An 18417-nucleotide genomic window follows, 5' to 3' on the forward strand; every position below is an offset into this window, starting at 1 on the left:
CGGTGCACCGTGTGACAGGGCGCCGAGTTGCGGTGCAACCATGATGTGCGTCAAGACTTTGAGGGGCTGGGCCCGCAGGCGCATGGCGCGCCGAGTACATGGCGCGGCGGCGGCGCCATGTGCCGCGTGCGCGCCTGCGGCCTACCGCGCGATCACGCCGCAGGCGATGCGGGCGCCGCCGCCGCCCAGTGGCGCGGGATGGTCGGCGTGGTTATCGCCGCCGGCGTGCACCATCAGCGCGCGACCAGCCACGTCGGCCAGCTTCAGGCGCGGGGCCAGCACGGGCGTGCTGGCGCGGCCCTCGGCATCCACGAACAGCGCGGGCAGGTCGCCCAGATGCCCGTCGCCCCACGGCGTGCCGTGCCGCCCCGTGCCCTGCGGGTCGTAATGGCGGCCCGCGGCGCCGGCGGGAACCAGCTTGCCGCCGACCTCCTGCGCCGCGCAGTTGCCCTTCTCATGGACGTGAAAGCCGTGCACGCCCGGGGGCAGGCCCTGCAGGGCGGGGGTGAGTACCAGTCCGTAGCCGGAATCGGCCAGGGCCACGGAGCCCACGGCGCGGGTGGCGCCCGAGGCGTCCACCAGATCCAGCGTCACGGTGGTCTGGGCATGGGCGACGGCTGTGGCGCAGGCGGCGCACAGGGCCAGGCGGGTCAGAAAACGATGCATGGTGTTTCGCTCCTTGAAGGGTGGAATCAGCGCGGGCGGCGGCTCCAGCCCACGCTTGCAGCCAGGACCAGGCCGCCGAGCAGCAGTATTGCCCATTCGGACAGCGTGGGCACGGACTGGACGCTTCCGGGCGTGGGACCGGGACCGGGGCCAGGGCCTGCGGCGGCGATGTTGATGGTGTGCCGTGCTTCGTTGTTGTTCGCATTGGCATCGACCTCCGAGTCGGTGCGCAGGAGGACGGAATAGACACCCGCCGCCGTGGGCGTGCCGGCAATGCGGCAGGTGATTCCCTCTCCGGCGGGTATGACGTCCTGCGAGCTCCAGGGCGCATGGCCCGGACTGAGGGTGCAGGCCTCCACGGCAAGGCCGGGCGGGAGGCCGGTGGCGGTGCATAGGGAGCCCGGCAGGGTGCTGCGCTGGCCGACGTTGGTGCAGTCGAAGCTGCCCGCATAGGTGGTGCCCACGGTGCCCGTGGCGGGCAGGTTGATGGCGCCGATGGCCATGTCGGGCGCGGTGGGCGGTGGCGGCGTGCCTTCGGTGCCGTCCAGGGCGTACACCACGGTCAGTGCGGTGTGAAGTACGGGCCAGGCCATGGTGTCCGCATCGCCGATGGCGGCGACGCGGTTCAGCGTGGGGCTGCTGCCGGCGGGGCCGTGGGCCGAAAAATTGGGGCTGGTCGTGCAGGTGGGCTGGGAGCCGTCCGTGATGTCGGCCAGCACCCAGTAGTCGGTGTCGGGCTGCAGCACGATGTCGCTGGCACTGTTGTAGGTCATGGTGCCCACCTGGGTGTCCGCATTGGTTTCCTTCCAGCCGCCGACCTGGGTGCTGCCGGGGCGGTTGGCCGCAGCGTCGTGCACGAAGATGCCGAGGCGGTTGCGGCCCGGGGTGGCGCCCACGGCGTGCCAGGTGAACTGGATGGCTTCGATGTTCAAGGGGAGGCTGCCGGTGCGAAAGCGCGCGGCGGCATCGGGGAAACCCGTCGCGCCGCACGCCTGGGCCTGGTCGAGGTTGTGGAGCAGGGTGACCGTGACCGGCTGGGCCGCTGCGGGCTGGCTTGCCAGGCCTGCCAGGGCCAGAGTTGCGGTGATGGCAAGGCGGGCCACGACAGAGGAGGGGGGTGGTATGAGGTAGTTCATGCGCCGCGAATGTAGGAATCCGGCGGGTCCGTGCGCATCCTGCACCTGAAGGATGCGCGGCACTTTCATGCCGCTTTGACGCACCCAGCCCGGCACATCCTTCGCCGCGGACCGGGCGGCCATCCTTCACCTGAACGATGCTTTGACGCGGGGCCGCAACGCGGCTGCGGCAGCAGCAGGAAGAGGGCCGGGGCGGGCCCCGGCCCAGAGCGGGGCCGCCCTAGAATCCGCGCGGCCATGCCTGTCGATGCCCTTGCCCGCGAAAGGAGTCCCCATGCACCCTGCCTTGAATGAACTACTGGGCGCCGTGGCCGATCACGCACGCTGGAACCATGCGCTGGCGGGCTATGCGGCCAGCTTCCACGCCGAGCTGCAGGGGGCCGCCTTTCTGTCAGGCGGGCTGGAGCAACTGGCCCCCTGGGGCCGGGAGTTCGCAGCGAACCCCCATGCGGACTACTGGCTGCAGTCGCCGTCGAGCGAGGGCATGCCCGCGCTGCTGGCCACGGGCCTGGGATTCGAGACGGTGCAAAGCTACATGGGCGAGCTGCGGCTGGAAGACCCGCTGTGGGAGGCCGCCGTGGCGCGGCATGCGCAAAGCGCGCCGCCGGGCGCAGCGGCCTGGGCCGTCATCGACGCCACGCAGCAGCATGCGCAGGGCTTTCGGCGCACGGCGTTCTACAGCGAATTCTTGCGCCCCCGCGACATCACCGCGCGCCTGCTGGGCGGCAGCCGCCACGCGCCGCATCCGGTGGGGCACCTGAACATGGTGCTGTGCCGGCGCGGCGGCGGCGAGGGCTTTGGCGCGGACGACGTGGCGCGCTTTTGCGGCGAATTCGCCGGCGTGCAGCAGGCCGCCTACCTGCACCGCGAAATGATGGCCCTGCGCACGCGCACCCAGGGCCTGGAGGCGCTGATGGAGCAGATGCCCATGGGCCTGCTGTTCTTCGACACCACCGGCCGGCTGCTGCATGCCAACGCCCGCGCGCGTACACTCAGCGCCCGGCCGGAAAGCCGGGCCCTGCGCAGCCTGCAGCGCGGCCCGGTGCTGCTGGGCGAGGCCGATGCGCAGCTGCGCGCGCTGTTTCGCCAGTCGCTGCTGGGGCGCAGCGGCTGCGCCGAACTGCCGGGGGCGCTGGTGCTGGTGACGCTGTCGGTGAGCGATCTGGCGGCCCTGGGGCTGGGCTACCGCGCACCCGGCGTGGCCTGGGTGATCATGGAGCGCCACCTCGACTGCGCCGCCGCCGTGGAACTGGCGCGCCAGGCCTACCGCCTGAGCCCCACCGAGGCCGCGCTGCTGCGCGCGCTGATGCGCGGCCACACGCCACAGGACTTCGCGGACGCGCGCGGCTCGCGCATTTCCACCGTGCGCACGCAGCTAAGCGCGCTGTTCGCCAAGACGAACACCCAGCGCCAGCAGGACCTGATTGCGCTGGTGGCGCGGCTGATGCTGCTGACGCCGGCCCATGTGCAGGGGGCGGCAGACTAGGATTGCTTCTGTTTTGATAGCTGGTGGCGATTGTGTGGCGGCGTCTTTTGCGTGATTTGCTTATGGATTGCGCCAGTGCCGGCGTTGCAGGGCTTTGGCGTGCGCCGTGCGCGGGCGCGCCGGCCAACGCCTACAATCGCCGCCCGGCAATATCGCCAGCATGGGTTCCCTCACCCCCATTCACCAAAAAGGACAGCCATGACCTCGCTGCAGGCACCGCCATCGCGCGTGCCGTTCTACCTTTCCCTCCTGGTGGCGTTCCACATCGCCATCGTCATCGCCAGCAACTACCTGGTGCAGCTGCCCATCACGCTGCTGGGCTTTCACAGCACCTGGGGGGCGTTCAGCTTTCCCTTCATCTTCCTGGCCACCGACCTGACGGTGCGGCTGATCGGCAAGGCCGAGGCGCGCCGCGTCATCGCCCGCGCCATGCTGCCGGCGCTGGCGGTGTCCTACGTGGTGGGCGTGCTGTTCCATGAGGGCCGCTTCAACGGCTGGGATGCCCTGGGCGACTTCAACACCTTCGTGTTCCGCATCGCCTTCGCCAGCTTCGCGGCCTATGTGCTGGGCCAGTTGCTGGACATCCAGGTGTTCGACCGCATCCGGCAAAAGAGCCGTGCGTGGTGGCTGGCGCCCGCGGCGGCCTCGGTCTTCGGCCAGGCGCTGGACACGGCGGCATTCTTCTCGCTGGCGTTCTGGCGCAGTCCTGACGCCTTCATGGCCGCGCACTGGGGCGAGATCGCCGTGGTGGACTACGTGATCAAGCTGGCCGTGAGCCTGCTGTTCTTCGTGCCCGCCTATGGCGTGGCGCTGGCGGCCATCGTGCGCACCATGCGCCAGGGCGCCGCGCCGGCGATGGCGGCCGCGCCATGAGCGGCGCCGCGTTCCAGCGGCGCGCGCTGGTGCTGCTGTCGGGCGGGCAGGACTCCGCCACCTGCCTGGCCTGGGCGCTGGCGCGCTACGGCCATGTGGAGACCCTGGGCTTCGACTACGGGCAGCGCCACCGCGCCGAGCTGGACTGCCGCGCCCAACTGCGCGAGGGCATGCAGGCCATGCAATGGCCGGGGCGGCTGGGGCAGGACCATCTGCTGACCGTGGACGTGCTGGCCCAGCTGGGCGGCAGCGCCATGACCGACGACGTGGCCATCGCCATGCAGGCCGACGGCCTGCCCAACACCTTCGTGCCGGGGCGCAACCTGCTGTTCTTCACGCTGGCGGCGGCGCTGGCCTACCGGCGCGGGCTGGAGGTGCTGGTGGGCGGCATGTCGCAGACCGACTATTCCGGCTACCCCGATTGCCGCGACAACACCCTGAAGGCCCTGCAGGTGGCGCTGAGCCTGGGGGTGGACCGGCCGCTGACGCTGGAGACCCCGCTGATGTGGCGGGACAAGGCCGACACCTGGGCGCTGACCCATGCGCTAGGCGGCGACGCCCTGGTCGAGCTGATCCGGCGCGACTCCCACAGCTGCTACCTGGGCCAGCGCGACCGGCTGCACGACTGGGGCTACGGCTGCGGCACATGCCCCGCCTGCGAGCTGCGGGCCCAGGGCTGGGCGCGGTGGCTGGCGCAGCGCCCCTAGACACAGGCACAAAAAAACCGCCCGGCTTTCCAGCGGGGCAGTTGCTTCTGTTTTGGTAGCTGCTGGCGCTTGCTGCATAAGCGCCAGAGGCTTGTTTGGCTCTTATTTTTTGGCGCTGCCGTCTTCCAGCTGCGCCAGGGCCGCATTGCCGCCCAGCGACAGCAGGCCGGCGCGCGAGTACACGCCGAGCTTGTCGCGCGTGTCGGAGATGTCCAGGTTGCGCATGGTCAGCTGGCCGATGCGGTCCAGCGGGCTGAACGGCGCGTCTTCCACCTTTTCCATCGACAGGCGCTCGGGCGCGTAGGTCAGGTTGGGGCTTTCGGTGTTGAGCAGCGAGTAGTCGTTGCCGCGGCGCAGCTCCAGCGTGACGGTGCCGGTCACGGCGCGGGCTACCCAGCGCTGGGCGGTTTCGCGCAGCATGATGGCCTGGGGGTCGAACCAGCGGCCCTGGTACAGCAGGCGGCCCAGCTTGAGGCCGTTGACGCGGTACTGCTCGATCGTGTCTTCGTTGTGGATGCCGGTGACCAGGCGCTCGTAGGCAATGTGCAGCAGCGCCATGCCGGGGGCCTCGTAGATGCCGCGGCTCTTGGCCTCGATGATGCGGTTCTCGATCTGGTCGCTCATGCCCAGGCCGTGGCGGCCGCCGATGCGGTTGGCCTCCAGGAACAGCTCCACGGGGTCGGCGATTTCCTTGCCGTTGATGGCCACGGGCTGGCCTTCGTCGAAGGTGACCGACACCTCTTCGGCCGGCACGTCCACCTCGGGCTTCCAGAACGCCACGCCCATGATGGGGTTGACGATGCGGATGCCGCTGGAGAGGTATTCCAGGTCCTTGGCCTCGTGCGTGGCGCCCAGCATGTTGCTGTCGGTGCTGTAGGCCTTCTCGGCGCTCATCTTGTAGCCAAAGCCTTCCTTGGTCATGAAGGCCGACATCTCGGCGCGGCCGCCCAGCTCGTCGATGAACTGCTGGTCCAGCCAGGGCTTGTAGATGCGCAGGGACGGGTTGGTGAGCAGGCCGTAGCGGTAGAAGCGCTCGATGTCGTTGCCCTTGAAGGTGGAGCCGTCGCCCCAGATGTGGACGTCGTCCTCCTTCATGGCGGCCACCAGCATGGTGCCCGTCACGGCGCGGCCCAGCGGCGTGGTGTTGAAGTAGGTGATGCCGCCGGTGCTGATGTGGAACGCGCCGGCCTGGATGGCGGCAATGCCCTCGTGCGCCAGCTGCGTGCGGCAGTCGATCAGGCGGGCCTTCTCGGCGCCGTATTCCATGGCCTTGCGCGGGATCTCGTCGTAGTCGGCCTCGTCGGGCTGGCCCAGGTTGGCCGTGTAGGCGTAGGGCAGGGCGCCCTTGTTCTTCATCCAGCGCAGCGCCGCGCTGGTGTCCAGGCCGCCCGAGAAGGCGATGCCGACCTTCTGGCCGACGGGGAGGTTTTGCAGGATGGTTGCCATGGAAATTCTCTCGAAAATGATAGCTGCTGGCGCTTATCTGGTAAGCGCCAGAGGCCTAAAACATGCTTAGCCGTAGTGGCAGATGTAGTGAAAGGCCTCGGCCACGCGGATGTTGAACTTGGAGTTGCCCGGCACGCTGAACTTCTCGCCGGCGCCTACCTTCACCCAGGCGTCGGAGCCGTCCAACTGGTACTCGCAGGAGCCGCCCACGCATTCCATGATCTCGGGGGCGCCGGTGCCAAAGGTGAGCGTGGCGGGCAGCACCACGCCGACCGATTTCTGCGTGCCGTCGGGGTAGGTGAGGTTGTGGCTCACACATTTGCCGTCAAAGTACACGTTGGCCTTGGTGGTGACGGAAACGCCGTCGATCTTCTCGGTGGTCATGGATGGATGCGGGTGTAGGGACAAAACGGCAATTCTAGGCCCGCACCGTGCGCCCCGGCGGCGGTGCGGGGCAGGGCATGAAAAAAGGAGTTCCGTGGAACTCCTTGCCGGGCGGCCGAGAGCGACAGGGGACGGCAGGGCCGGGCCTCAGCGCCAGTAGTAGTCGTGGTGGCGCGGCGGGCGGTAGGGATTGCCGTAGTAGCCGCGGTACTCGATCACTGCGGGGGGCGGCTCCACCACATAGGCGGGCGGGCCGGGCTGGGTGGACACCACCACGCCGGGCTGCACGTAGCCGCCGTCGTTGGCATAGCCGGGAGGGTAGTTCGAGGAGTAGCCGGACATGCCTTGCACGGCCGGCTGCACGGTCAGCGGAATCCAGTCGCCCGGGTCGTTCTGCGTGCGGGTGGTGTAGCGCCGGCCGGCGTATTCATACACCACGTCGTAGCCGATCACGCGGTTGTCGTAATAGGTCTCGGTGGTGCAGCGCTGCACATTCTGGTAGCCGGGGCGGCCGCTCTCGATCTGGTTGCCCAGCACGGCCCCGCCGATCACGCCCAGCGCCGTGGCGGCCGCGCGGCCGCTGCCGCCGCCGATGGCATTGCCCGCGGCGCCGCCGGCGATGGCCCCCAGCACCGCGCCGCCGCCCGTGGTGGGGCGGGCGCCGCTGTAAATGGTTTCGTTGTTGCAGACCTGCTGCGGCGTCGCCACCTGCTGCGTGACGGGGGTGGCCGAGAGCACGCGGCCCTGCTCCTGGGCCTGGACGGCCACGGCCACCGTGGCCAGGGTGGCCAATACGACGATCTTGTTCATGGGCTCAAAGCTCCTTTCGGTCGGTCTACAACGCGCCAGACCGGCCATAAGTTTCGGCGCGGCGTTTCAACACACCAGCGCAGGCCCGTAAATCTGCGTAAAGATGTGTACCGCTTTATTTATTGGAGCCTTCCGGGGCCCGGTCGTTCCACGCATCGGCGTTGAAACCCACGGTCACGGCCCCCGTGGGCTCGCCGCTCCATTCGACCACCGGGCGCTTGATGACCGAGGGCTGCTGCGCCATCAGGGCCGCGGCGCTGGCGGCGTCCGTCACGCCGCCTTGCACGGCGGCGCCCAGCTTGCGCCAGGTCGTGCCCTGGCGGTTGAGCAGCTTGTCCCAGCCCACGGCGGCCATCCAGGCCGGCAGGCGCTCGGCGGGCACGCCCTGCTTCTTGAAGTCGTGGAATTGGTAGGCCAGGCCGCGCTCCTGGAGCCAGGTGCGGGCCTTCTTGACGGTGTCGCAGTTGGGGATGCCGTAGACGATGATCGTGGGGATACTCATGGGCCTGGATCATCGCCCATGCGCGGCTCGGCGACAATTCAAGGCTCTATGCACACTCTTCCCCAGACACTGGAAGGCTGGCTCGGCCACTGCGAGCAGCTGCACCCGAAGAACATCGACATGGGCCTGGCGCGCGTGGGCGAGGTGGCGCGCCGGCTCGGGCTGCGCTTCGACTGCCCCGTGATCACCGTGGCCGGCACCAACGGCAAGGGCTCGACCTGCGCCATGCTGGAGGCCGTGGCCCTGCAGGCGGGCTACCGCACGGGTGTCTACACCTCGCCGCACCTGGTGCATTTCGAGGAGCGCTGCCGCATCCATGGCGAAATCGTCGATGCCCAGTCCCTTGTGGAGCATTTCGAGGCCGTGGAACGCGCCAGGACCCTGGACGGCAACGAGGTTTCGCTGACCTATTTCGAGTTCACCACGCTGGCCATCCTGCGGCGCATGAGCCAAGCGCGCCTGGACGTCGCCATTCTGGAGGTGGGGCTGGGCGGTCGGCTCGATGCCACGAACGTCGTTGACGCGGACTGCGCCGTCATCACCAGCGTGGACATCGACCATGTGGAGTTCCTCGGCCCGGACCGCGAAACCATCGGCCGTGAGAAGGCCGGCATCATGCGCACCGGCCGTCCCGTGGTGGTCAGCGATCCCATGCCGCCGCAGAGCGTGATCGACCATGCGCGCGAGATCGGCGCCGACCTGTGGCGCTTCGGCCAGGACTTCAATTTCTCGGGCGACAAGCAGCAGTGGGGCTGGGCCGGGCGTGGCCGCCGCTATGCGGGTCTGGCCTATCCGGCGCTGCGCGGCGCCAACCAGCTGGTCAATGCCTCGGGCGCGCTGGCCGCGCTGGAGGCGCTGCGCGATCGCCTGCCCATCACGGCCCAGGCCGTGCGCGCGGGGCTTGGGCTGGTGGAGCTGCCCGGGCGTTTCCAGATCGTGCCGGGCCAGCCCACGCTGGTGCTGGACGTGGCCCACAACCCGCACTCGGTGGCGGCGCTCACGGCGAACCTGGACGCCATGGGCTACTTCCCCACCACGCATGCGGTGTTTGGCGCCATGGCCGACAAGGACTTGGCGCCCATGCTGGCCAAGGTGGGGGCGGTGATCGACCGCTGGTACTTCACCGACCTGCCCACGCCGCGCGCCGAGAGCGCCGCCAGCCTGCAGCAGAAATGGAACGCGCTGCAGATGGTGGCCGGCGGGCGCCGCCCGGTGGCCACCAGCCTGCACGCCAGCCCCGAGGAGGCGCTGCAGGCGGCCGTGGAGGCGGCGGACCCCGCTGATAGAATTGTGGTCTTTGGCTCGTTCTATACGGTGGGCGGCGTGCTCAAAAACGGAGTGCCCCGCCTGCAGGCCAAGCATCTGGGCGCATAACGAGTCCACACTCCATGGCATTTTTCAAGTTTCGTTGGCCCGGCAAGCAACAGCAGCAGGGTGACAGCAGCAAACCCGCCAAGCGCTCACGCAGCTCCCAGGCCGAGAGCATCGACGAGATGCGCCGCCGCGCGCGCCATCGCCTCATCGGCGCGGCCGTGCTGGTGCTGGCCGGCGTGGTGGGCTTTCCGCTGCTGTTCGACACCCAGCCACGGCCGATTCCGGTGAACGTGGCCATCGACATTCCCGACCGCGACAAGGTAGCCCCGCTGGTGGTGCCGCAAAAGGGCGGCGCCACGGCGGCGCCCGCCTCGGCTTCCGAGCCTCCCGGCGCCGGGCTGGATGCGGGCGAGGAGGTCGTGGCTTCCAGCGCGCGCGCTGAGCCCAGCCCCGCACCGGCACCGCAGCCGCGCGCCCCGGTGGAGCCGAAGGCGCCGGCCAAGGTGGAGGCCAAACCCGAACCCAAGCCCGAGCCGAAGCTGGTCCCGGCACAGAAGCCGGAGCCCAAGCCCGAACCCAAATCTGAACCCAAGCCCGAACCCAAGCCGGCTCGGCAGGACGAGGCCGCCCGCGCCCGCGCCCTGCTGGAAGGCCGCGAGCTGCAGGCGCAGGCCACGAGCGCTACGGCAGGCGAGCAGGAGCGCTTCATCGTGCAGGTGGGCGCGTTTGCCGAGGCGGACAAGGCCCGCGAGGTGCGCGACCGCCTGGAGCGCGCGGGGCTCAAGACCTACACCCAGGTGGTGGACACCAAGGACGGCAAGCGCACGCGGGTGCGCGTGGGCCCGTTCACCAGCCGTGCCGAGGCCGACAAGGCCGCCGGGCGCGCCAAGAATGCGGGCCTGCCCGCGTCGGTGCTGGCGCTGTAACCCGGACAAGGGCGGCTGCTGCCGAACGGACTGCGCATGGCGGCGCTGGATTGGATCTTTCTGACGGTGCTGGCCGCGTCCCTGTTGATCGGGGCGTGGCGCGGCCTGGTGTTTGAGCTGCTGTCGCTGGCTGGGTGGGTGGTGGCCTTTTTCGCGGCGCAGTGGTTCGCCGACGACATGGGCGCCCTGCTGCCCATGGGGCAAGCGGACGCCACCTGGCGCCATGTGGCCGGTTTTGCGGTGGTGTTCGTCGGGGCCGTGTTCGCCTTTGGCCTGGTGGCCTGGGCGGTCAAGAAGCTGGTCGAGGCCGTGGGGCTGCGGCCCGCGGACCGGGCGCTGGGCGCGCTGTTCGGCGTGCTGCGGGGCCTGGTGCTGCTGCTGGCCGTGGTGCTGGTGGCCGGCTGGACGCCGGTGCAGGAGGCCGTGTGGTGGAAAGAGTCGCAGGCCGCCCCCATGTTGCAAGGGGCGCTCAAGGGATTGAGGCCCGCGCTGCCTGAGGAATTGGGAAGGCATCTGCCTTCGTGATGGGGCCGGGCCGCTCCAGCCGGCGGCAGGCGCAAGATTGTTATCGGCGGGAATCCTCCCGCCCAGGAAATGGAACGCGAACTATGTGTGGAATCGTCGGCGTGGTCAGCTCGGCCCCTGTCAATCAGCTGATCTATGACGCCTTGCTGCTGCTGCAGCACCGGGGGCAGGACGCCGCGGGCATCGTCACCCAGGAAGGACGCAAGTTCTTCATGCACAAGGCCAAGGGCATGGTGAAGGACGTGTTCCGCACGCGCAACATGCGGGCGCTGCCCGGCATGGTCGGCCTGGGCCAGGTGCGCTATCCCACGGCCGGCAATGCGTCGAGCGAGGAAGAGGCGCAGCCGTTCTACGTGAACGCGCCCTTCGGCATCGTGATGGTGCACAACGGCAACCTGACCAACGCCAAGCAGCTGCGCCGCGAACTGGCCGACACCGACCACCGCCACACCAACACCGAGAGCGACTCCGAGGTGCTGCTCAACGTGCTGGCGCACGAGATCTCGCGCGCCACGAGCGGTGCGCCCCTGCAGGCCGCCGACGTGTTCGCCGCCGTGCGCGCCGTGCACAAGCGCATCAAGGGCTCCTATGCCGTGATCGCGCAGATTGCGGGCTACGGCCTGCTGGCCTTCCGCGACCCCTTCGGCATCCGCCCGCTGTGCATGGGCCGGAGCGCGGACGGCACGGTGATGCTGGCCAGCGAGTCGGTGGCGCTGGAGGGCACGCTGCACCAGCTCGAGCGCGACATCGCGCCGGGCGAGGCCGTGTTCGTGCACCTCGACGGCCGCGTGGAGACGCAGCAGTGCGCCGAGAAGTCGACGCTCAGCCCCTGCGTGTTCGAGTACGTGTACCTGGCGCGCCCCGATTCGGTGATGGACGGCATCTCGGTCTACCAGGCGCGCCTGAACATGGGCGAAACGCTGGCCAAGCGCGTGGTCTCCACCGTGCCGCCCAACGAGATCGACGCCATCATCCCCATTCCCGAATCCAGCCGCCCCAGCGCCATGCAGCTGGCGCAGCTGCTGGGCATTCCGTACCGCGAGGGCTTCGTCAAGAACCGCTACGTGGGCCGCACCTTCATCATGCCGGGCCAGTCCACGCGCAAGAAGTCGGTGCGCCAGAAGCTCAACGCGATCAGCAGCGAGTTCAAGGGCCGGCGCGTGCTGCTGGTGGACGACTCCATCGTGCGCGGCACCACTTCCAAGGAAATCGTGCAGATGGCGCGCGACGCCGGCGCCGTGAAGGTGTACCTGGCCTCGGCCGCGCCGCCGGTGCGCCACCCGAACGTGTACGGCATCGACATGCCCACGCGCGGCGAGCTGGTGGCCCACAACCGCACGGTGGAGGAAATCCGCCAGGTGATCGGCGCCGACGCGCTCATCTACCAGGATGTGGAGGCCATGAAGCAGGCCGTGGGCAAGATCAACCCGGCGGTGCAGGGCTTCGAGGCCTCGTGCTTCGACGGCGTGTACATCACCGGCGACATCTCGGATGAAGAGGTGACGGCCCTGAACGAGGGCCGCAACCGCGGCGGCGAAGAGGAGCGGGAGGACACTTCCCGCCTGTCGCTGCCGAACGCGCAAGAAGCGTAAGCAATGAAAAAGTGAGCTGTCAGCGCTTGCTGTACAAGGGTTTCAGCATGAAATATGTCTGAAACCCTTGTTGATAAAGCGCCAGCAGCTCCTGTTTTTCTCAAACAGGAATCTCATCGTGAGCAATCTTCCCTCTGGCCTGCGCCCCGAAACGCTTGCCATCCGTGCCGCCGTCGCGCCCAGCCAGTACGGCGAGAACTCCGAAACGATGTACCTGACCACGGGCTTCGTGCAGCCGGACGCCGCCACGTCGGCGGAGCGCTTCGCCACCGGCGAGGGCTACACCTACGCGCGCACCTCCAACCCCACGGTCACCAGCTTCGAGCAGCGCCTGGCCGCGCTCGAGGGTTCGGAGGCCGCCATCGGCACGGCCAGCGGCATGGCGGCCATCCTGCTGATGATCATGGGCCTGCTCAAGGCCGGCGACCACGTGGTTCTGTCGCGCTCCATGTTCGGCTCCACGCTCAACCTGTTCGCCAAGGAGTTCGGCAAGTTCGGCGTGGAAACCACGTTCTGCTCGCAGACCGATGTGGATGAGTGGCGCGCCGCCGTTCGCCCGAATACCCGGCTGCTGTTCGCCGAGACGCCCACCAACCCGCTCACCGAGGTCTGCGACATCGCCGCCCTGGCCGACATCGCCCGCAAGGCCGGCGCCCTGCTGGCGGTGGACAACGCCTTTGCCACGCCCATCCTGCAAAGACCCTTGACCCTGGGCGCGGACATCGTCATGCACTCCGGCACCAAGTACCTGGACGGGCAGGGCCGCGTCATGGCCGGTGCGCTGTGTGCCAGCAGCCAGCTCGTCGGCGAAAGGTTCGCGCCCGTGATACGCACGGCGGGCATGGTGCTTTCGCCCTTCAATGCCTGGGTAGTGCTCAAGGGCCTGGAGACGCTCAGTGTGCGCGTGAAGGCCCACTGCGAGAACGCCTTGGCCATCGCCCGCTGGCTCGAAGCCCAGCCCCAGGTGGCGCGGGTGTTCTACCCCGGCTTGCCCTCGCACGCGCAGCACGCGCTGGCCATGCGCCAGCAGAGCGGGCTGGGCGGCGGCGTGGTGGCCTTCGAACTGGCGGGCGACACGCCCGAGGCCGCGCGCGCCAAGGCATTCCATGTGCTCGACAGTTGCCAGCTGATCTCGCTCGCTACCAATCTGGGCGACACCAAGACCATCATCAGCCACCCGGCCACCACCTCGCACGGTCGCTTGACCGAGGCGCAGCGGCAGGCCGCGGGCATCAGCCAGGGCGTGATCCGGCTGGCCGTAGGGCTGGAGCATCCCGAAGACATCCAGGACGATCTGTTGCGCGGCCTTCGCGGCCTGACTGCCTGAACCTATGACCCAAAAAGTACGCACCCGTTTCGCCCCGTCTCCGACGGGCTTCATCCACCTGGGGAATATCCGCTCGGCGCTCTACCCCTGGGCCTTTGCGCGCGCCACCGGTGGCGACTTCATCCTGCGCATCGAGGACACCGACCTGGAGCGCTCGACCCAGGCGTCGGTCGACGTCATCCTGGAGGGTATGGCCTGGCTGCAGCTCGACCATGACGAAGGTCCGTTCTACCAGATGCAGCGCATGGACCGCTACAAGGAAGTGCTGGCCGGCCTGCAGGCATCGGGCCATGTCTATCCCTGCTACATGAGTGTGGAAGAGCTGGACGCGCTGCGCGAGCGCCAGATGGCGAACAAGGAAAAGCCGCGCTATGACGGCACCTGGCGCCCCGAAGAGGGCAAGGTGCTGCCGCCCGTGCCCGAAGGCGTGCGTCCCGTGCTGCGCTTCAAAACGCCTCAAGACGGCGTCGTGGCCTGGGAGGACAAGTGCAAGGGCCGCATCGAGTTCCAGAACAGCGAGCTGGACGATCTGGTGATCGCGCGCCCCGACGGCACGCCCACCTACAACTTCTGCGTCTGCGTGGACGACATGGACATGGCCATCACCCATGTGATTCGCGGCGACGACCACGTCAACAACACGCCGCGCCAGATCCACATCTTCGAGGCCCTGGGCGCCCAGGTGCCGGTGTTCGCCCACCTGCCCACGGTGCTCAACGAGCAGGGCGAGAAGATGAGCAAGCGCAATGGCGCCAAGGCCGTCACCCAGTACCGCGACGAAGGCTACCTGCCCGACGCCATGGTCAACTACCTGGCCCGCCTGGGCTGGAGCCATGGCGACGACGAGATCTTCAGCCGTGCCCAGTTCCTGGAATGGTTCAATCTGGACCACCTGGGCCGCAGCGCAGGCCAATTCGACGAAGCCAAGCTGCGCTGGGTCAATGCCCAGCACCTCAAGGCGATGGACGACGCGGCGTTGGCGGCCTTGGTCCGCCCCTTCATGGCCAAGACCGGCGTGGCCGAGGCCCTGCTGGATGCCGATGATCGTCTGCCGCGCATCTGCGGCCTGTTCAAGGACCGCTGCGATACCCTGGTGGACTTGGCCCACTGGGCCCGGTTGTTCTACGTGGACGGTCTGGAGCGCAACGCCGAGGATTACGCCAAGCATGTCACCGACGCCGCCGCCCCCGTGCTGAACGCCTTTGCTGCCGCCATGGAAAGGGTGGAGTGGAACAAGGAGGCGATTGCCGCTGCGATCAAGGATGTGCTCAAGGAGCAAGGCATCAAGATGCCGCAACTGGCCATGCCCGTGCGGGTGCTCACCGTGGGCACGGCGCATACGCCATCGGTCGACGCGGTGCTCGAACTGCTTGGGCGCGAAAAAATCATCGCACGATTGAAAAACCGCTAAAAACCTGTCTATAATTCGAGGCTCAGGTGATGACAACGGTTACTAAGTAATTGTTGAAATCCAAGGGGGTATAGCTCAGCTGGGAGAGCGCTTGCATGGCATGCAAGAGGTCATCGGTTCGATCCCGTTTACCTCCACCACTGAAAATTGAACGGAAGTTCTTAGGTTTTGACCCTATCGTCTAGAGGCCTAGGACATCACCCTTTCACGGTGAGTACCGGGGTTCGAATCCCCGTAGGGTCGCCAAGTTTTGTGGCACTTGGCTTGCTGCCTAGGCAGTGAGCGAAAGTCACACCACGCGGAGTGGTAGTTCAGTTGGTTAGAATACCGGCCTGTCACGCCGGGGGTCGCGGGTTCGAGTCCCGTCCACTCCGCCAATGTCTTCGGGGGTATAGCTCAGCTGGGAGAGCGCTTGCATGGCATGCAAGAGGTCATCGGTTCGATCCCGTTTACCTCCACCAAGATTGTTAGTTTTCTAGGTTTTGACCCTATCGTCTAGAGGCCTAGGACATCACCCTTTCACGGTGAGTACCGGGGTTCGAATCCCCGTAGGGTCGCCAAGTTTTGTGGCACTTGGCTTGCTGTATAGGCAGTGAGCAAAAGTCACACCACGCGGAGTGGTAGTTCAGTTGGTTAGAATACCGGCCTGTCACGCCGGGGGTCGCGGGTTCGAGTCCCGTCCACTCCGCCAAGTAAAGCAAAAAGCCGTTGCAAATTAATAATTTGCAACGGCTTTTTCATTTGCCCTGTTGATTTTTCCATTAATGAGCACTGGTACTGCACCAATGCTCCTGCGGCATAGCAGCTTTCAATTGCCCGGTGGACACGCGAAACACAAGCCTTGCTGCGGACGGCTATCGGTGTCTTTCCACTCTCAACGGGGACATCACCAAAGAAAAAGCCCGTGGACATTTTGCCCACGGGCTTGTTCGCTTCTGGCCCCCTTTCTGGGGTGGGGCCAGGCGCGATTAGCGTTGGCCAATAGCCGGCACGTCGCGGCGCTCAGCGCCCACGAAGAGCTGGCGGGGGCGGCCGATCTTGTACTCGGGATCGCCGATCATCTCGTTCAGTTGGGCAATCCAGCCCACGGTACGAGCCAAGGCGAAGATGCCGGTGAACAGGTTCACGGGAATGCCGATGGCGCGCTGCACGATGCCGGAGTAGAAGTCCACGTTCGGGTAAAGCTTGCGCTGCACGAAGTAGTCGTCTTCCAGGGCAATCTTTTCGAGTTGCTTGGCCAGCTTGAGCAGCGGGTCGTTCTCCAGGCCCAGCTCGGCCAGTACCTCGTTGCAGGTTTCCTGCATGAGCTTGGCACGGGGGTCATAGTTCTTGTACACGCGGTGGCCAAAACCCATCAGCTTGACGCCGGAGTTCTTGTCCTTGACCTTCTCCATGAACTCGCCGACCTTGGCGACGCCGCCCATGGCCTGGATTTCTTCCAGCATGTTGAGGCAGGCTTCGTTGGCGCCGCCGTGGGCAGGGCCCCACAGACAGGCCACGCCGGCGGCGATGGCGGCAAACGGGTTGGTGCCCGAAGAGCCGCACAGGCGCACTGTGGAGGTGGAGGCATTCTGCTCATGGTCGGCGTGCAGGATGAAGATGCGGTCCATCGCGCGCTCGATCACGGGGTTGACCTTGTAGTCCTCGCAGGGCGTGCCGAACATCATGCGCAGGAAGTTTCCGGCGTAGGAGAGGTCGTTGCGAGGGTACATGTACGGCTCGCCCTTGCCGTACTTGTAGGCCATGGCCACGAGCGTGGGCATCTTGGCGATCAGGCGAATGGCGGCGATCTCGCGGTGTTCGGGGTTATTGATGTCCGTGCTGTCGTGGTAGAAGGCCGACAGTGCGCCCACCAGCCCGGTCAACACGGCCATGGGGTGCGCGTCACGGCGGAAACCGCGCAGGAAGAACTGCATCTGCTCGTTGACCATGGTGTGCTTGGTCACGCGATCGCTGAACTCCGCCTTTTGCGTGGCGTTGGGCAGTTCGCCGTTCAGCAGCAGGTAGCAGGTCTCGAGGTAGTCGCACTGGGTGGCGAGTTGCTCAATGGGAAAGCCGCGGTACAGCAGTTCACCCTTGTCGCCGTCGATGTAGGTGATGGAGGACTGGCAGGAGGCCGTGGAAAGGAAACCAGGGTCATACGTGAACATGCCCGTTTGCGCGTACAACTTGCGGATATCGACCACATCGGGTCCGATGCTGCCTTGGTACACGGGGAGGTCCACGCTCGGGCTGCCGTTGCTGAACGATAGCGTCGCTTTGTTGTCTGCCAGTTTCATTTCCAGTTTCCTTCTGTAGTTTGGCCTGCACTAGGTGGGTGCTATGCGCGTTGGCGCAGCTGTTCCAGCACTTCCTTGACTTCGTCCGTATCGACTTCACCTGCTGGCTCCTTGCGGCGCAGCAGCAGGTCCAGCAGATCGTTGTCCGATAAGTCCATCAATGCTGTGAGTCCTCGCGCCTGACGGGCAGTCAGGCGCGAACCGTGGTTCGTGAAGAAGCGCTCGAGAAACAGATCGTTCTCCACCAGCCCGCGGCGGCAACGCCACCGCAGAATGGACACTTCGCGTTCGTCCAAAAGCGCTTCGTCAGCCATGGTTCTCAGATGGCACGGCGTGCCATCAATTCCTTGATCTTGCCAATGGCCTTCGTGGGGTTCAGGTGCTTGGGGCACACGTCCACGCAGTTCATGATGGTGTGGCAGCGGAAGAGGCGGTACGGATCTTCCAGGTTGTCCAGGCGCTCGCTGGTGGCAGTGTCGCGGCTGTCCGCAATGAAGCGGTAAGCCTGCAGCAGGCCGGCAGGGCCCACGAACTTGTCAGGGTTCCACCAGAACGAGGGGCAGCTCGTAGAGCAGCTGGCGCACAGAATGCACTCGTACAGTCCATTGAGCTCTTCGCGCTCTTCGGGCGACTGTAGGCGTTCCTTGCTGGGAGCGGCGTAGATGTCGCTTTGCAGGTAAGGCTTGATCGAGTTGTATTGCTTGAAGAACTGAGTCATGTCCACGATCAGGTCGCGGATCACCGGGAGGCCTGGCAGGGGCTTGAGAACGATGTCGCCCTTGAGGGTCTTCATGTTCGTCAGGCAGGCCAGGCCGTTCTTGCCGTTGATGTTCATCGCGTCAGAGCCGCAGACGCCTTCGCGGCAGGAACGGCGGAACGAAATGGTGGGGTCCAGTTGCTTCAGCTTGACCAGCGCGTCCAGCAGCATGCGCTCGTGGCCGTCCAGCTCGAGCTCGACGGTTTGCATGTAAGGCTTGGCGTCCTTGTCCGGGTCGTAGCGGTAGATTTTGAAAGTACGCTTCATTGGGATGTT

The 18417-nt window shown here is 66.8% G+C and carries 18 protein-coding genes and 6 tRNA genes; 15 read left to right on the forward strand and 9 right to left on the reverse strand.

All coding sequences use genetic code 11. The features are described 5' to 3' along the window. Positions 1-141 precede the first annotated feature (141 nt). On the reverse strand, positions 142-666 hold the full coding sequence (gene sodC / locus BP68_RS13210) for a superoxide dismutase [Cu-Zn] SodC (protein WP_496372486.1): 525 nt from the start codon (positions 664-666) through the stop codon (positions 142-144). A 26-nt stretch (positions 667-692) separates the two neighbouring features. After that, positions 693-1802: an IPTL-CTERM sorting domain-containing protein gene (locus BP68_RS13215; RefSeq protein ID WP_496372488.1), complete on the reverse strand. Its 1110-nt coding sequence runs from the start codon at positions 1800-1802 to the stop codon at positions 693-695. A 274-nt stretch (positions 1803-2076) separates the two neighbouring features. On the opposite strand from BP68_RS13215, the gene BP68_RS13220 reads away from it, so the two are divergent. From BP68_RS13220 to queC, 3 genes are all read left to right on the forward strand, one after another. Beyond that, the gene (locus tag BP68_RS13220; RefSeq protein WP_496372490.1) at positions 2077-3288 is read left to right on the forward strand and encodes a helix-turn-helix transcriptional regulator; all 1212 of its coding nucleotides are present in this window, start codon (positions 2077-2079) and stop codon (positions 3286-3288) included. 198 nt (positions 3289-3486) lie between these two features. After that, on the forward strand, positions 3487-4161 hold the full coding sequence (locus tag BP68_RS13225) for a 7-cyano-7-deazaguanine/7-aminomethyl-7-deazaguanine transporter (protein WP_496372492.1): 675 nt from the start codon (positions 3487-3489) through the stop codon (positions 4159-4161). Further along, positions 4158-4868, forward strand: coding sequence for a 7-cyano-7-deazaguanine synthase QueC (gene queC / locus BP68_RS13230; protein ID WP_496372494.1), 711 nt, complete (start codon positions 4158-4160; stop codon positions 4866-4868). Before BP68_RS13225 ends, queC begins: the two co-directional genes overlap by 4 nt. Before the next feature lie 102 nt (positions 4869-4970). On the opposite strand, the gene argG is transcribed toward queC, so the two are convergent. The 4 genes from argG to BP68_RS13250 all read right to left on the reverse strand — a co-directional run bounded on the left by argG (position 4971) and on the right by BP68_RS13250 (position 8010). After that, the gene (argG, locus tag BP68_RS13235) at positions 4971-6314 is read right to left on the reverse strand and encodes an argininosuccinate synthase (RefSeq protein WP_496372496.1); all 1344 of its coding nucleotides are present in this window, start codon (positions 6312-6314) and stop codon (positions 4971-4973) included. Between the two features lie 66 nt (positions 6315-6380). After that, on the reverse strand, positions 6381-6698 hold the full coding sequence (ppnP, locus tag BP68_RS13240; RefSeq protein ID WP_496372498.1) for a pyrimidine/purine nucleoside phosphorylase: 318 nt from the start codon (positions 6696-6698) through the stop codon (positions 6381-6383). Between the two features lie 147 nt (positions 6699-6845). Next, positions 6846-7508 carry a glycine zipper 2TM domain-containing protein gene (locus tag BP68_RS13245; protein WP_496372500.1) on the reverse strand — a complete coding sequence of 221 codons (663 nt, stop codon included), beginning with the start codon at positions 7506-7508 and terminating at the stop codon, positions 6846-6848. A 115-nt stretch (positions 7509-7623) separates the two neighbouring features. Continuing rightward, positions 7624-8010 carry an ArsC family reductase gene (locus BP68_RS13250; RefSeq protein ID WP_496372502.1) on the reverse strand — a complete coding sequence of 129 codons (387 nt, stop codon included), beginning with the start codon at positions 8008-8010 and terminating at the stop codon, positions 7624-7626. Between the two features lie 48 nt (positions 8011-8058). Here BP68_RS13250 and folC point away from each other — a divergent pair, with 48 nt between their 5' ends. From folC to BP68_RS13310, 12 genes are all read left to right on the forward strand, one after another. Next, entirely contained in the window at positions 8059-9384 is a 1326-nt protein-coding gene (gene folC / locus BP68_RS13255) for a bifunctional tetrahydrofolate synthase/dihydrofolate synthase (RefSeq protein WP_496372504.1), read from the forward strand. A gap of 14 nt (positions 9385-9398) precedes the next feature. Continuing rightward, on the forward strand, positions 9399-10250 hold the full coding sequence (locus BP68_RS13260; RefSeq protein ID WP_496372506.1) for an SPOR domain-containing protein: 852 nt from the start codon (positions 9399-9401) through the stop codon (positions 10248-10250). Positions 10251-10286: 36 nt separating this feature from the next. Then, on the forward strand, positions 10287-10775 hold the full coding sequence (locus BP68_RS13265) for a CvpA family protein (protein WP_496372508.1): 489 nt from the start codon (positions 10287-10289) through the stop codon (positions 10773-10775). 83 nt (positions 10776-10858) lie between these two features. Then, on the forward strand, positions 10859-12367 hold the full coding sequence (gene purF, locus BP68_RS13270) for an amidophosphoribosyltransferase (protein WP_496372510.1): 1509 nt from the start codon (positions 10859-10861) through the stop codon (positions 12365-12367). Positions 12368-12485: 118 nt separating this feature from the next. Continuing rightward, positions 12486-13694, forward strand: a complete 1209-nt coding sequence (locus tag BP68_RS13275; protein WP_496372512.1) for an O-succinylhomoserine sulfhydrylase — start codon at positions 12486-12488, stop codon at positions 13692-13694. Positions 13695-13698: 4 nt separating this feature from the next. Next, positions 13699-15105: a glutamate--tRNA ligase gene (gene gltX, locus BP68_RS13280; RefSeq protein WP_496372514.1), complete on the forward strand. Its 1407-nt coding sequence runs from the start codon at positions 13699-13701 to the stop codon at positions 15103-15105. Between the two features lie 64 nt (positions 15106-15169). Further along, positions 15170-15245 (forward strand) — tRNA-Ala (locus tag BP68_RS13285). A gap of 30 nt (positions 15246-15275) precedes the next feature. Further along, positions 15276-15351 (forward strand) — tRNA-Glu (locus BP68_RS13290). Positions 15352-15405: 54 nt separating this feature from the next. Beyond that, positions 15406-15482 (forward strand) — tRNA-Asp (locus BP68_RS13295). 8 nt (positions 15483-15490) lie between these two features. Then, a tRNA-Ala gene (locus BP68_RS13300) sits at positions 15491-15566 on the forward strand. Between the two features lie 23 nt (positions 15567-15589). Further along, positions 15590-15665 (forward strand) — tRNA-Glu (locus BP68_RS13305). A gap of 54 nt (positions 15666-15719) precedes the next feature. After that, a tRNA-Asp gene (locus BP68_RS13310) sits at positions 15720-15796 on the forward strand. A 277-nt stretch (positions 15797-16073) separates the two neighbouring features. Here the strand turns inward: BP68_RS13310 and BP68_RS13315 are convergent. The 3 genes from BP68_RS13315 to BP68_RS13325 are packed head-to-tail and all read right to left on the reverse strand — an operon-like array spanning position 16074 to position 18408. Next, positions 16074-17384 (reverse strand): citrate synthase, encoded by a 1311-nt coding sequence (locus tag BP68_RS13315; RefSeq protein ID WP_496372516.1) that lies wholly within the window; start codon positions 17382-17384, stop codon positions 16074-16076. A 41-nt stretch (positions 17385-17425) separates the two neighbouring features. Then, on the reverse strand, positions 17426-17698 hold the full coding sequence (locus BP68_RS13320) for an FAD assembly factor SdhE (RefSeq protein WP_496372518.1): 273 nt from the start codon (positions 17696-17698) through the stop codon (positions 17426-17428). Positions 17699-17703: 5 nt separating this feature from the next. After that, entirely contained in the window at positions 17704-18408 is a 705-nt protein-coding gene (locus tag BP68_RS13325) for a succinate dehydrogenase iron-sulfur subunit (protein ID WP_496372520.1), read from the reverse strand. Positions 18409-18417: the final 9 nt, after the last annotated feature.

It is taken from the genome of Diaphorobacter oryzae DSM 22780, from assembly GCF_059568935.1.